We start from the raw sequence: 14,908 nt of genomic DNA, 5'->3' as shown, positions 1-14,908 counted from the left end.
TATTTGAATTTTTATTTGCGTTTGTATTTCATTTGTTTTTTGTATTTGTATTCCATTATCACATTATCAAATTAGCACATTAATCAAATTAACCTTATGTTATCACCGGAATTGAACAGATTGTTACTTTATTTGGGAATAGGCCTGATCAGCTTTTCAGCGCTCATCAGTGTTTTTGCCAGGAAGATCCGTAACAGTTTTAAACCATTCAGCAAAAAAGCTATCTGGTATCTGTTGATTTCTGTGGCAGTTTTTGCCCTTACAGGCCTGTTCATTGCAGCCGGTTTCTTTGCAAGTTATAACCGGTATTTTATCTTCTTCCAGGTATTGTTTCTCTTATACGGCAGTCTGCATGTTTATATGATGGAACGAAAAATGCCCTGGGGTAAGGATAAACAATCATTTCTGCCCGATTTCATTTTTACCATTGTCATCCTGCTTGCAGGTTCCATTTGTTATATGCTCACCTACCGCTGGCAGAACCGCGAAGGACTGGAGATCCCGATGATGTTCTCGGCCCTGTTCTTTATTATTCCATTGTTTGTATGGCATACCTTTCTTACCGCGCTGGCCATTCCGCCCAAAGTATTTAACCAATGGTATTACCCGGTACATGAGCCCATGGAAGATCCTGAAGAAAGCAAACTGAAGAATATGCTGCTCATCAGTTTTGAATTTCAGAAAAACGGGAACGACAGCTTCTTCACCAACTTCAGGGCCAAGGCCCCGGTTGATATGGAGCTGGGCGAACTGTTCTATTACTTTATAAACGATTACAATGAACGGCATCCGCAGGGACAGATCATGTTCTCCAATGGCACAGGCAAACCCCATGGCTGGATGTTCTATAAAAAACCCAAATGGTATACCATACTAACCACTTACATGGATGCAGATAAAACTATTTACCTGAACCGCATCAGGGAAAATGATGTCATTGTTTGCAGCCGCATTGTAGAAAATTGAGATTAGAACCAAATAAAATAATTAAGCATGCAGTCAAGTCGTGAATATTTACCGGTGAATTGGGTTGATGGAATGAAGATCAATAAAACACATTTTATTGCCCAGGACAATGCATTCACTTACCGCCAGGCCCATACCGTAAGCAGTTTTCTGAACGAACACAATTATGGGTTGCTGCCTGTGATCGACCGGCATCATACCTCTGCCAAATTATTTTTGTCGTTAGATAATGAACAAACCGTACACCTGCGCATACAACGCTGCCGGGCAATTTCCCGCGGCGGTTATGTAATGGAGTTCGATACCGATACTTCATTGACCGGTCAGCAGTTGTCGGCCGGTATACCGGGTTTACAGGTGCCATTCAGTGAACTGAAAGACCGCTCGGCCAGTTACTATGTGGTGTTAAGCGTTGACCCGTATGAGCGCGTACCGTTTGGAACAGCCGACCCAAAAGAAACGCCGCCACGCATGCCGTTCACCATGCCTGTATATCATCTCACATTGTTGCCTGCACAGGAAACCAGCGCTGTTTCGCTGGGCGAATTCCAGGTGCCGGTAGGGAAGGTGACGATCGATGACCAGGTAGTAAGGTTGGTCGATAACTACATTCCGCCCTGTACGGCCGTGAACAGCCATTTTGAATTGCTGGAAGTACACGCCGGCCTGGAGCAGTTCTTTGGACAAATGGAATTATACGCCCTGCAGATCATTCAAAAGATCTTACAGAAAAAACAGCAGAACGAGCTGGCCGATGCTATTTACAAAATATGCGAGAACCTGAGCCTGTTCACGGCAACCCAGAACAGCAATTTCAAACTGGCCTATATCTATCAGCCGCCCGTGTTTATGATCACCGCGGTAACCGGTATGGCCCGGCTGATAAAGAACACCATTGATTTTTATACCGGCACCAGCAAAGATGAACTGATCAGCTATTGTACCGAATGGTGCGGCGTAAGCCAGGGCGAACTGGAATCGGCCATTACCACGCTATGCAGCTATCAATACAATCATTTAGACATCAATGATGCGCTTGATAAGGTATTGCGGTTCACCCAGATCATTTCTTTGCTGTTCGCCAGCCTTGCACGACTCGAATACATTGGAAAGAAAAAGGAGAGCGGCATATTCGTAAAAGAACAGGTGCTGGTACCGCAAACCGAAGCAACGCCGGTAAAGAAAAGAAGAAGTTTTCTTGCAGATTAATAACCGAAACAATATTTAAACCAATAGAAAATGCCAACCGTATTAAACCACAGGGAAAGGAACCGTGCATTTTTGAAGTTTTTGTTCTTTTTCATTATATCCGTCTGGCTCATTGTAGGAGCTATTTATTTCGATATGCGCATTCCTTTCAAAGAGAATGATGTACTGCGCGAGCAGGTGACCCGTTACCGCAATCAGAGTATTGCGCAGGAAAGATTTGTTACCAGCATGGACCAGGCAAAAGTGCTGATCGATTCGCTGAAGCAACCGGGCGTTAACAGCATGTACCTGAACCAGCAGATAGCGGCCAAACTGCGAGAGCTCACTGACCTGCAATACAAGGACAGCAGTATGTACAGCAGGATGAATAAAAATGTGCTCGACCTGTACCTGCGTTACCAGGATGCTACCAATAAAGTGGTAAGTATGGGCGATTTACCCAAACAGCTGGATGATTATAAATCGAAGTATGAACAAACCCAGCGCGATCTTGATCAGGCCCGCCGTGATATCGACCTGTTGAGAAGAGCAAGTAATGCAGCCGGGTTTTAAGTCAATAGGCAATATGCAATTGCCTATTGGCAAGGGTTGCCGGACTTCAGACTTTACAATTATTCGCGAGCTTCCAATTTGCCTATTGCTTATTTGCCATTGCCTATTGTCTGGCGCTCTTTGTTTGATGTTGATTCTTATTAGTGGCCGCAGGTTTGTTCACTATACGAACCCGGCCGGCAGCCACAAAACGTTTCTTCCAGTAAGGATCATCGAGGTTGGCAAGGCTTACGCCGCTGGAAGTGGAAGCATTGATGAAATACCGGTTCTTCAGATACATGCCAACGTGAGAAATGGGATTGCCGGGCACTGTGCAAAAGAAAACCAGGTCGCCTTCAGAAAAATAAGTTTTATCATGGAACGCCTCCACATTTTTTGTAAAGAACTGTTGCGCCGATGTGCGGGGCACCTGAATGTTGTACACATCATTCAAAAGGCGTTGGATAAAGCCCGAACAGTCGATCCCCTTTTCATCGATACCGCCGTATTTGTAAGGGGTTTTCAGCCACTTGTCGATAAAGGCGTACAGCACCACATTGGAAAGGCTGTCGGGCGACACTTTTAACCAGGCCGCGTATTTGGCCATCAGTTTCGTTTCAGCCCTGGCATTGGGCGCCGGATCGGCAGGTTTCACTACAATGGTTTCGTACTGGTTGGTAGTTTTACGCGAGCCCGAGCACGATGCCAGCATCAACAGAAAAAAACCAAAACCATATGATAAAAAAGATAATCGTTTCATAGTATTTCTAAATACAGTTTACAATGAGTACGGCAATCGGCAAACATTTCGGATAGTGCAAGGGTCGTAAATTAATCTTACAACCAGCGAGCCTTTCATTCCGCGTCAGGCGGGACCGTTTCACGTTTCACGACTGCCATAAACGTGTATGCAAAAGTAAAATTATGGAAAATAAAAAATTACCGCTGGCTTATATTGACGAAAAGGTCATTCTCGCCATGATCATTACGGCTTTGCTGGGCCTGGTGATAACCGGGTTCAAATACAAGAATTACGAACATTGTTTCGATTTTCATATAAAGGCAAAAGCAAATTTCTTTCGCACCGATGAGCCCATCCGGTTCGAAACGGACGCGCTTTATTCAAAAGACTTCGAGTGGGATTTTGGCGATAATGAAAGCAGCCAGACAAACATCAGTTCGGTAGTGCATGCCTATAACCAGCCGGGCGAATATACCGTAGCCTTAACGGTGAACGGCAAATGCACCGAGTATAAGACCATTTACATTACCAAAGCGCCCAGGCTCGACAATCCCATGCTGATGCCACGGTTCGTTTGTCCGCAGGTGGCCGAGGTAGGCAAAACGGTAACTTTCCAGGATACAACCGCCGGCGCTCATAGCTGGGAGTGGCGTTTTGGCGAAACAGCCAGTATAGACGCCACATCGTCAACCGCCAGTTATGTATACAAAACGCCCGGTTTGAAAACGATCTCACTGGTGCTTAACGGCGATCCCAAACAACTGGGTGTATGTAAAGTGTATGTGAACGATAAAACCGTGGCGCCTTCCAGGTCGAATGCGCGTGTACCGGCCCGCCAGCAACCGGCCTTTATCGTAGTGCCGGCCAAACCGCAAAGCCCAACTCTTGAAGAACAAAGCCACCCGCAGCCTGCCGTTGCGGAACCGGCCAAACCACAGGGTGTAACCATCAGCAAACAGGAACTGGAAAGCAAGCTGCGGGGCGTAGTGAATAATTACCTGACGGCAGAGAATTTTGGTCCGTACTTCTGTAATAACCTGAATGTGCCTGTTAGTTTGAATGGAACGGAAATAACTTTTACCCAGTTCTGTAATAAGCTCAGCTCCATCAAGGCAGACAAAAAGATCAAACAACTGAACGTGCAGCAAATAAAGAGCAGTGAAACCAATTGTTTGATCGGGTTGAATGTAAGTCTTAAAATGAAACAGGGGTTCCTGGGTATATTTTGAGATGTCGGGATTTTTAGATTTTGAGATTTGGAAATACATAGACATACATTCATAGCAAACCTGGCATTAAAGTAAATCACGAAATCACTAAATCTCGAAATCAGAAATCAATAATAGTTAATTTCAATAAATAATAATGACTGACCAACTTTTAGGCGCCACCATATCCGACTCGTTCAAGCGAATGAACCACATAGCGCAGGCTATTGCCCGGGAAAATATGCATCCGCATATAGCACCGCCTCACTTATTAAAAGCATTACTACATAAAGATGCGGGACTGCAAACCCTGTTGAAGCAACTTGACAAAGACATTTATTACCTGGAAGAGTGGGCCGATGTACGGATGGAAACATTACCCAAAGCCACCCGCCTCGATGATACGCTCACAGCCGATGAACCGGTAAAAGCCGTGATGGAAGAAGCCGATACCATACGGGTTATAAGCGGCAGCGATGAACTGGAGGCAGTGCATGTACTGGCAGCATTGAGTACACCCGGTGTTGGGTTCAGTTATGAGCAGTTGAAAACCTTTCCCGTTCAGCGGCATGAACTGCTGCAGCAAAGCGTAGCAGAAACCACCTTAAATAACATTACCGGGAATAGCAATGGTGCGCCAAAGCAGGGCGGCAGCCAGGCTTTGTTGAAATACTGTACTCATAAGAATGCAAGAGCAAAAGCCGGTAAAATAGATCCTGTCACCGGCCGCGATAAGGAAATAAGGGCGATGGCGGAGATCCTTGGCCGCCGGTCGAAACCCAATGTGCTCATCATTGGTGAGCCCGGTGTTGGGAAGTCGGCCCTGGTTGACGGGTTTACACTGGCTATAGAAGAAAAGAAAGTACCGCGCTTCCTGGCAACCGCACAGGTATTTGAACTCGATAATGGCGCACTGGCCGCCGGCGCTTCGTATAAAGGCGAAGTGGAGGAGCGGTTAAAGAATATCATACAGGAAATAAAGCAATTTGATAAAGCCATCCTGTTCATCGATGAAATGCATGTGCTGATGGATAAACAGGGCGCCATGGCCGGGGCAGCCAACCTGTTGAAACCGGAACTGGCGCGTGGTGAACTCACCGTTATAGGCGCCACCACGCTCGAAGAATACCGTAAACATATTGAAAAAGATGAAGCGTTTGCACGGCGCTTCGATGTGATACAGGTAGAAGAGCCGGATGTGGCCACTACCTTCCGCATGATGCAAATGATCATGCCGCATTACAGCAAACACCATGCTATTGAGGTAGATAATGAAACCCTGCAGGATGCTATTCGCCTTGCCAAACGATATGTAAAAGACCGCCGCCTGCCCGATGCCGCCATTGACCTGGCCGATCATTCCATGGCAGCCCTGCGGCTTGCGAGAGATACCGGTATGCAGGTAGTGACGGAAATGAAGGCCGCATATGATGAAATGAAAAATGAAGAAGGGAAACATACGGAAGAAGACTGGAAATGGCATTACAGCCAGTTGCGGAACAAGGTCAGTCCCATCTTATGGGCGGCAGTACGATCGGAAGCCGACCCCATGCAAATGAGCGAAACGAAAGCGCTCATCGGTTATTTAAACGCGGCATATGACGCATTATCCACAATGGCGGCTGATGACCGGCAAACGCTCAGCCAGTCGGATGTAGCAGCCATCGTTGCCCATAAAACAGGCATTCCTATTGGCAAGGTACAGGCGCAGGAAAAAGAGCGCCTGTTGAAAATGGAAGAGATGCTGAAACAAAGGGTAATAGGGCAGGACCATGCCATCCGGTCTGTTAGTGAAGCGATACTTGAATCAAGGGCGGGTCTTGGAAAACCTGGTCAACCCATTGGTTCGTTTTTCTTCCTGGGGCCTACGGGTACGGGTAAAACGGAACTGGCCAAAGCGCTGGCCGATTTTCTTTTCCAGGATGAAGCCTCTATGATCCGCTTCGATATGTCGGAGTTCAAGGAAGAACATTCGGCCGCTTTATTATACGGTGCGCCTCCGGGTTATGTAGGGTATGAAGAAGGCGGATTACTGATCAACAAGATCAGGCAGCAGCCATATTCGGTTGTGCTGTTCGATGAAATTGAAAAAGCGCATCAGTCGGTGTTCGATATCTTTCTACAGATCATGGATGAAGGCAAACTGCACGATAAACTGGGAAAGGAGGGAGATTTCTCCAATGCGCTCATCATTTTCACCTCCAACATCGGCAGCCAGTTTGTAGTTGACTCCTTTAGTAAACAACAGGTGCCTACTTCAACACAATTGATGGAGATCATGAGCAGCAATTTCAGGCCCGAGTTCCTGGGAAGGTTAACGGAGATCTGTCCGTTCGCCCCCATGACGAACGACATGGTGGAACGCATACTTAATATTCAATTGCGCAGCCTGTACGGTTCGCTCGATAAACAGGGTATTACCCTGCAGCTCACCGATAGTGCTAAAAAGTTATTAGCAACGCTGGGCTTTGCACCACAATATGGAGCAAGGCCATTGGCGGGTGTTATCAGGAATAACCTGCGGCGGCCTTTATCGCGCAAGATCATCAGCGGCGAAGCAGGCGTAAACGGCGCAACTGCCTTAACATTGGATGTAGATGCGAACGGTGAATTTGTATGGGGCAATTAAGGTGAGTGGGTATGAAAATATCCTGAACATAGTTAACACATGTACCAACGGAAAGTGCGTGAAGATATGGTGTCGATGAAAATGTGAATAACTAACTGTAATGCCCCCTCTCAAATTATCAACAGAATGCAACATTAACTTTATATGAATTGTCATACGGTCTAACGTAAATATGCAAATTTATTTTGCATTGTTACCGGCAGATAGAAAATGAGTTCAACGAGTGGTTTTACGAAAGGGTTACTGGGGATTTTTGATCATTAATGTTGATTCATTGTTTTTTGGGAATGAAATTTGCCAAATCCTTTTTTGATTTTTTGTCTGATATCCAATCCGTCAAACCATTTTATTCGTAAATTATATTCGATTACTCGTTACAGAGAGCAGGACTTATTCTGAAAACCAAAAATATCTATCATGAGCATTCAGCCTTACGGAATAGGCGGCACGGAAGTAAAAACGGATGCCTTCGAAGCCTTTGCAGACATTCCACAAAATCGAGTATTGCTCGCAGAAAAACTCACGCACGACCCACCGGTTAAACCTCAGATAGTAGAGGGCCTTACAGGCATTGACGATGTGTTTGAAAACTTCAAACCTAAGGTAGACATGACCTTTGAAACCGAGGATGGCGCCATACGCCGCGAAACCCTTCATTTTAAAGGTCTGGCCGATTTTGGCGCAAAAGGTATTATTGCACAAAGCGAATACCTGGGCGATGTGAACATGCAGCAATTGCAGTATCAAAAGATCATCAGGCAGCTAAAGACAAACAAACTGCTGAAACAGGCGCTCGCCAATGCTGACACAAAGGAAAGTATCATTAAAGCTTTACAATCACTTATACAGGAACTTGAATCAGCCAGGTAACATCCATTAATCATTTATCATTAAAACGTTATCATGAGTACTGAATCCATTAAACCCCTTTCTCAGGAGGCGGCGCTGAAAGAGGCGTTGCAGCCAGCTGAACAACTGGAAAACAGTGTGCAGGGACTTGCGAAGTTCGGAGGATTTGATCTGCTTGAATCAGCTATCGATGCCGTGCAGAATATAAATCCAGAAAGAAAGGCCCGCAAGAAGATCTTCCTCGAAGAGAGCAGTAAAAAAGAAGAACGTACTGCACTTAAAAAAACATTGAAACTCTGGCTCGATGTACTGCAAAGTTCCGATGATCCCGCACAAATGATCGAAACCTGTAATCTGCGTTCAGAACAGGCCGGCCAGGTTTTGAAAAAGAACCTGAAAGCGGCGGTTAAAGAAACCGAACAATTGGAAAGATCATACCGCTCGGTAGCCCTCTTCTTCAAAAACACGGAAAGCCTTAGGGTCAAAAACGTATCGGTAATGAATGCTGATCCCGATCAGATCCGCGACCTCGACAATACCCGTTTTATCGACGCAATTCACAACGAACTGGTTGATAATTACGACAGGCTCGACTTACGGAATAACTATAGCATATTGATATTACCCGGCTATCTCGGCAGCAATAAGGTAGTAGAGAAATGGGCAAAGATCGCCTACGAAAATAAGGTGATGCTGGTAACCGATTTCGAAGACCTTGATTCACCCGATGATGTTATGGAATTGTTCGAAGCAGCCAATCTCACCGGCGGCGATCCTTATCGCTCCAATGTGATCATGGCCTGTAACTGGCTGGTAGGCCGCGGGCGTTTTGCAGAAATTGATGAAGAAGACGATCTGCTGGTTCCGCCGTCTGCAGCACTGGCCGGAAAGATCTATCAAACCCTGATGTCACAGGTAACAGCCGGTAAAAAATTCGGCGGCATCAATGAAGTGGATGGCGTTCGTTTCGATCTGAAGAAAAGCGAAATAGCCAGCCTCGAGAAATTGGGGCTTATTCCCATGGTGAAAGAGTATGGCAAGGTGATGGCATTCTCTGCCAAAACATTGTTCAATGGCGACAACCTGGGTTTGCAAACCTATTCGGTTGTGCGGGTGTTTGATTACGTTACAAAAGTTATGATGGACTTCCTTAACCGTCGTGCTTTTGAAAACTTTAACGCATCGACCCGTAAGGAGCTGAATGGCCAGATCGTTAAATTTCTCGATGGCATTACCGGTCCCAATAAATTGATTGAAAACTTTACTATAAAGCGGTTTGAACAGGATCCCAATCAAAAAGACCGCATTTACCTCGACATTCATCTGAAACCGTATTTCCCCGCAAAAACTTTTATGATCAAGTTGGAAGGGCAGAAAGGAGACGATGCCGATAAAACTGAATGGTCGTCCAAATACGAGCAGGATAAATAGTCTTTGCACACACTGCTAAAAACCCGCTTAAAATCCATATCACACCCCAAACGGCACCCCCGCGTCCCTGATTAAATTCAACGGATAACCCATCTGTAGTAGCAATTGACAGCATCATATCAATGACGCTGAACAGGAGTGTTTTGCAATACCGTTTAACTCCAGGGATCAATACCACATTAGCAATTAGTATTATGGCAATGCCCCGATGTGTTGCCACCAGGATCCGTTTTTTATTATTTAGGTCTATATACCATTTTTTAATCATTTCAAAACCATTAATTATGTCATTTAAGGCAAAACTTAAAGTGGCTGGCAAGGATGTGAATGTTCTTGCATGTTCTTACGCACTGAAACAGGAAACCGATGCAACCGGTCGTCCTTCATCTATCACTCGTGGCGGCAAGATTCAACTAACAGTTGAATCTACAGGCGATACTACCTTCTTCGAGTGGATGACCAACAACTTCGAGCGTAAAGACGGCTCCATTGTGTTCGTCAAACGTGACGACAACGCCACTTTGAAAGAACTGAAATTCGGTGAAGCTTACCTCGTTGAGTATCGTGAAAATTTCGACGGCGCAAACGATAGCCCCGTTACAGAATCATTTACGCTGAGCGCCAAGTCAATTGAACTGGGCACCGGCAAACATGAAAATGAATGGGTATAATATCTCATCATTATTTTGTTTAAAGGGAGGGGCATCCCGGTTCCGGTAAGGACCGGGGTGGCTCCCCTTTATACATTTAAGCGCCATGTCAATCATTAAATACTAATCAAATATTCCATGTCATTTATAGCAAAACTTTCTTTAGATGGCGAAGAAATGAATATTCTGCATTGTGCATTTCGCTTTTCACAGGCCACTGACGGAACAGGCAAGCCAACTGCCATTCCGCAAGGCGGCGCTGTTACACTGGTGGTTGAAAGTAATGGCACTACCGGCCTCTTCGATTGGATGGTTAGTCCCACCCAAACCAAGAGCGGCACCATCACCTTTTATCGCCGTGATAATATGAGTAAATTAAAAACGCTCAATTTTAGCGATGCGCACTGTGTTGATTATTATGAAACCTATGATCACAACAGTGAAAGTCCTATGCAGGTGCAGATAATTCTCAGCGCCAAAGAAGTAAAACTGAATGAATCAAAGTTCAAAAACAACTGGCCGCAGTAAAATGAGAAATTAAAAATGAAAAACAGAGAAATGAAAAAGGATATAAAGCATAGCACTCATAGTGTTTGCTTGCAGCTTGCAGCGTGAAGTAGGCAGCTGTATTCCCGTTTCCCGTTTCACGATTTTCAACCATAAACGACATAACATTTTTTATGGCCCAACTAATTAGTAGCAATATAACCATTGCCGGAACTCCTATAAAACAGATCACCTCTTTTCAGCTAACCCAAAATATTTTTGACCACCACTACTTCCGGCTGGTTTGTCCGGCCGAAGCGCTCGAAGGAATGGACGGCGGCATGCTCACCTCCTCACGCAACCTGATCGGTGGTATTCTCCAGGCATCATTCAATACGCCCGTTTCAGGAAACGGTTTACAATTCAGGGGCATTGTGATGCAGATTGAAGCCGACCGCTTCAGTGGTCATACCGGTAATATCGTCATTTCAGGAACCAGTCCCACCATCGTGCTCGATAATGGCCCCCACAGCAAAAGCTGGGAGAAAAAAGCCATCAAGAACATTGCACAGGATGTGTTGAAACACTTTCCGCAAAACCTGTTGCAGGCGCAGGTAGCGCCATCATACCCTGAAACGCTGGCCTATACGGTGCAATACAAACAAACCGCCTGGCAGTTCCTCAACTTCCTTTGCGCCAGCTATGGCGAGTGGTTGTTTTATGATGGCAACCAGTTGCAGATTGGCGCGCTTAAATCTTCAGAAGCTACCGCCCTTACTTTCGGCAGCAATATCAGCCGTTTCAGTATGGCACTTCAGGCACAACCCGCCAGCGGCCAGATGATGGCTTACGATTACCTCAATACCGAAGTATACAACAGTACGCCGCAAGGCATAGAAGGCAGGGCCGGTCTCAACGACCTGGGCAAACATGTTTTTCAGGCCGGCAATGATGTATATGCCACCCAGCCCAAATACTGGAACAACAATTTTGTAAGTAATAAAAAACAGGTTGACGACGCTATCAACATCCGCACGGCTATGCAAAGCAGTAATACCGTGCGTTTCTCGGGCAGCAGCGCTCATCCGGGAGTAAAAATAGGCGGCACCATCAATGTACAGGGCAATAACCTGTACAGCCTGGCAGGTGAAAATTATGGCGAGTATACGGTGCTTTCCGTGAGCCATTATTTCGACGGACATGGCAATTACAATAACGACTTTACGGCAGTTCCGGCAGGTATAAAAATGCCGCCTGTAAAATCACCGGGAATGCCTTTTTCAGAAACGCAAAGCGCCGTTGTTACCGATAATTTCGATCCCAAAGGGTTAGGCCGCATCAGGGTTAAATTTCACTGGATGAACGGCGCCGAGAAAACACCGTGGATCAGGGTTACCAGTGCGCATGGCGGCCAGGATAAAGGCATGTACTTTATGCCTGAAGTAGGAGAGGAAGTGATCATTGGCTTTGAAGGCGGCAGTGCCACCAAGCCTTATATGATAGGCAGTGTATATAACAGCAAAGCCAGCAACAGCTTCGCCAATGCCGGTAATGATGTAAAAGCCCTGCAAACCCGCAGCGGTACTAAATTAATTATGAACGATAAGGATGGCAGTGTGTTCATTGAAGACAAAGGAGGCAACAGTATTCTTATCGACGGCGCAGGAAACATCACTGTAAAATCAAACGATACCGTAACTATCGACGCTACCAACCAGATCACGTTCAAAACGAAGCTGATCTCGATGGAAGCCGTTGATCAGATAACGATGAATTCAAAAGTACTCGATGGACAATTTACCGAAACCGCTACGCTGTACGGTACAAATGAAATGAACGTCGGTTCCCAGTCGGCGGTTAATGTAACATCAGATAATAAGGTTTCAGTTGCCGCATCGGTAGAAGTGGATGTATATGGTAAAACCAAAGTAGGCATGGCATCGGAAGGCGCCATGGAAGCGAATGGTAAAATGATGACCACCATTGTGGGCGGACAACTGAAGCTGAATTGTTAGTTAACGAGTTGACTGGTTAACAGGGAAAGTTGAAAAGTTGATAGCGTTTATAAAGGTGAAAAGGAGAGAAGTGAGGAAAGCAGGGAGTAAAGTTTGAGAGCGAGCCATGAAATATCAGCTTTTCACAGCCTGCCCCGACGAAGCCGGGGTTTGCCGTTTCACGTATTTAGAGTCACAAAATTCAGCAATCTAAAAATGAATGAACACAATCCCATAACCGTTCGGCTCGATGAAATGGTGCAGGTTTGGAAAAAGAATGTACAGCCGCACCATACGCTTATCCGCTGGATGCTGAAACCCGAAGACCATCGCATGTACGAAGGGTTCTGCCGGCTGGAAGCGTCGCCGCACGGAAAACTCGATAACCTTTTTGTATTCTTTTATACGCCGTTCAGCAATGTGAAAACGTATAGCCATGCATTACTCCAAAACTGGCTGCATGAATATGATGATCCGCAGCAACAAAAATTGCTGGCTGGCGCCGGCATAAATAATACCTGGGATGTACAGGTATTCAGAAAAGCGGTAGAAGAGAATGATTATAAGTTATGCGACGAGCTTTTGCCGGCAATGATACAATCCTACAAACAATTCGTTGACCGGCCCGATGCCGAATTTGTTTTCAGCGTATTGCCAAAACAAATGAGCAGCCCGGTGCAGTTTCACCAATGGCTGCAGCAATGGATGGAACTGATAAAACCACCGGCTGCCCGGCTGTTGGTATTCGATCATGTAAATGGCAACTTCTGGGGTAATGTGTTTGAGCAGTACAATGATTACACCGTAACGCTTACACATGACCTGCGCATGCAGGAGGCCATCAGGCAGATCGCTACGGCCGGCGCTGCAACCGATCCCTACGCATTTTTCAGAAAATGTATGTTCGAAATGGGCGAGGCCGCCAACAAAAAGAATAGATCATTACTGGGCGAGTGGGGCGATAAAGCCGTTGAAAGTGGTAAGAAAACAGGCGATAAAAGCCTGCTTGCCACCGCTTATATCACCTATGCCGGCATGCTGTTCAACTTCAGGGATCATGAACGCATCAATGAACTGCTCGATACGGGCATCAGGTTGTGCAAACAGGAAATTGCCGGCGGTAATGAATCGTTGAAGCCAATGTTGCTGCAATATTATACATATAAGGGAGCCGACTGCCAGATCCAAAAAGAAAGAAAAGAGGCATTGCAATGGTTTATGAAAGCCGGCGATGAAGCGGTAGCGTTTGGTTTAACCAACCAGGCTGTTTCTGCCTATTATAAAGCCTGGGTGTTTGCCAGCTACAAAAACTGGCAGGAAGAAAAGATACACGCCTGCCGCCAGGCATTACAACTCACCGCCCGCCTTACTGAAGAAGAGATCCAGGCATCTGAATATCCTTTTATGGCCTATGAGTATGTGCAATACAAACAACAGGAAGAAGATGAACTGGCCGCTCTTGTTTCAGATAAAATGACGGCTGCGTATGGGGCCGGCTGGAAGAAAACGGTTGAAGACCTGAAACAAAACTATACGAAGAAAAAGATCAGGGAAGCAAATGCAGGCGAGCCGGCTTAACGATATAACAGAACAATCAAAAACCACTATGGAAAACATTACCACCGTAAAATCGAAAATAGAGCTGATCGATGAAGAGATCACTCACAAATATGCCGACGGGTTAAGGGCAAAAGAAAGCCGGATCGATTTTACCAAAGATGGCTGGGTTGAAGAAATGCGGGCCATTGAATCGGAGTACCGAAGATCGATTGAACCCGAACTGGCTTATATCAGGCGAACAATAGGGGAGCTGCTGGCCGGTAATAATTTCAAAGATATGGCTGCCATGGCAGCCCTGCTTGAAGACACACAGCGCTTAAAGAACTACATAACGCCGACGTTCGACGAACTGGAAGCCAACCTGCAGGCCGGCAGCCATGAATACATTGCCCTTAGCCTGGTGTTGTTTATGGTAAGGAATATGGACCCCGATGCCCGGGACGAAATGGTTTACTTCGGCGATCTTATACGCTTTTGTGAATCGGGCAGGGTCGACATCAGGCCCATTTTACAACACCTGCTTAAGTATGCATCCGATGAAATAAAATACGGCAACCATTCCGTTAAGTCCTTATTTCAGAATACCGTTGAACAATCGGTTCCCTTCGGGAAATAGCAGGCAATTGCACATTGAGACAGTTGCTATACTGCAC

General features: G+C 45.8%; 13 protein-coding genes. 12 read left to right on the top strand and 1 reads right to left on the bottom strand.

The features are described from left to right. Positions 1 to 96 precede the first annotated feature (96 nt). From A4R26_RS22400 to tssO, 3 genes are read left to right on the top strand one after another with little or no spacing between them, the layout of a single operon-like run. The gene (locus A4R26_RS22400) at positions 97 to 966 is read left to right on the top strand and encodes a TssN family type VI secretion system protein (protein ID WP_081168704.1); all 870 of its coding nucleotides are present in this window, start codon (positions 97 to 99) and stop codon (positions 964 to 966) included. Positions 967 to 993: 27 nt separating this feature from the next. Continuing rightward, a complete protein-coding gene (locus tag A4R26_RS22395) occupies positions 994 to 2,175 on the top strand; it encodes a hypothetical protein (protein ID WP_081168702.1) in 1,182 nt (393 codons plus the stop codon). Positions 2,176 to 2,205: 30 nt separating this feature from the next. Next, on the top strand, positions 2,206 to 2,727 hold the full coding sequence (gene tssO / locus A4R26_RS22390) for a type VI secretion system TssO (protein ID WP_081168700.1): 522 nt from the start codon (positions 2,206 to 2,208) through the stop codon (positions 2,725 to 2,727). A 103-nt stretch (positions 2,728 to 2,830) separates the two neighbouring features. On the opposite strand, the gene A4R26_RS22385 is transcribed toward tssO, so the two are convergent. Beyond that, positions 2,831 to 3,466, bottom strand: a complete 636-nt coding sequence (locus A4R26_RS22385) for a C40 family peptidase (protein ID WP_081168698.1) — start codon at positions 3,464 to 3,466, stop codon at positions 2,831 to 2,833. A gap of 164 nt (positions 3,467 to 3,630) precedes the next feature. Between A4R26_RS22385 and A4R26_RS22380 the strand changes: the two genes are divergently transcribed. The 9 genes from A4R26_RS22380 (at position 3,631) to A4R26_RS22340 (ending at position 14,871) form a co-directional block, all read left to right on the top strand. Continuing rightward, positions 3,631 to 4,677, top strand: a complete 1,047-nt coding sequence (locus tag A4R26_RS22380; RefSeq protein WP_081168696.1) for a PKD domain-containing protein — start codon at positions 3,631 to 3,633, stop codon at positions 4,675 to 4,677. A gap of 136 nt (positions 4,678 to 4,813) precedes the next feature. After that, on the top strand, positions 4,814 to 7,285 hold the full coding sequence (locus A4R26_RS22375; RefSeq protein WP_081168694.1) for an ATP-dependent Clp protease ATP-binding subunit: 2,472 nt from the start codon (positions 4,814 to 4,816) through the stop codon (positions 7,283 to 7,285). Between the two features lie 417 nt (positions 7,286 to 7,702). Then, positions 7,703 to 8,155, top strand: a complete 453-nt coding sequence (locus A4R26_RS22370) for a hypothetical protein (RefSeq protein WP_081168692.1) — start codon at positions 7,703 to 7,705, stop codon at positions 8,153 to 8,155. A 33-nt stretch (positions 8,156 to 8,188) separates the two neighbouring features. Next, a complete protein-coding gene (locus A4R26_RS22365; protein WP_081168690.1) occupies positions 8,189 to 9,565 on the top strand; it encodes a DUF5458 family protein in 1,377 nt (458 codons plus the stop codon). A 284-nt stretch (positions 9,566 to 9,849) separates the two neighbouring features. Continuing rightward, complete coding sequence (tssD, locus tag A4R26_RS22360) at positions 9,850 to 10,236, top strand: type VI secretion system tube protein TssD (RefSeq protein ID WP_081168688.1); 387 nt, start codon at positions 9,850 to 9,852, stop codon at positions 10,234 to 10,236. A gap of 117 nt (positions 10,237 to 10,353) precedes the next feature. After that, a complete protein-coding gene (gene tssD / locus A4R26_RS22355; protein WP_081168686.1) occupies positions 10,354 to 10,743 on the top strand; it encodes a type VI secretion system tube protein TssD in 390 nt (129 codons plus the stop codon). Between the two features lie 152 nt (positions 10,744 to 10,895). Further along, positions 10,896 to 12,716 carry a type VI secretion system Vgr family protein gene (locus A4R26_RS22350; RefSeq protein ID WP_081168684.1) on the top strand — a complete coding sequence of 607 codons (1,821 nt, stop codon included), beginning with the start codon at positions 10,896 to 10,898 and terminating at the stop codon, positions 12,714 to 12,716. 195 nt (positions 12,717 to 12,911) lie between these two features. After that, positions 12,912 to 14,273, top strand: coding sequence for a hypothetical protein (locus A4R26_RS22345; RefSeq protein WP_081168682.1), 1,362 nt, complete (start codon positions 12,912 to 12,914; stop codon positions 14,271 to 14,273). A 28-nt stretch (positions 14,274 to 14,301) separates the two neighbouring features. Next, positions 14,302 to 14,871: a hypothetical protein gene (locus A4R26_RS22340; RefSeq protein WP_133054756.1), complete on the top strand. Its 570-nt coding sequence runs from the start codon at positions 14,302 to 14,304 to the stop codon at positions 14,869 to 14,871. Positions 14,872 to 14,908 lie beyond the last annotated feature (37 nt).

Origin of the sequence: Niastella populi (assembly GCF_002078015.1) — a bacterium.
GTDB classification, from domain to species: domain Bacteria; phylum Bacteroidota; class Bacteroidia; order Chitinophagales; family Chitinophagaceae; genus Niastella; species Niastella populi.
Note: the sequence above shows the minus strand (reverse complement) of the source record. Positions and strands in the feature narration are given on the sequence as shown.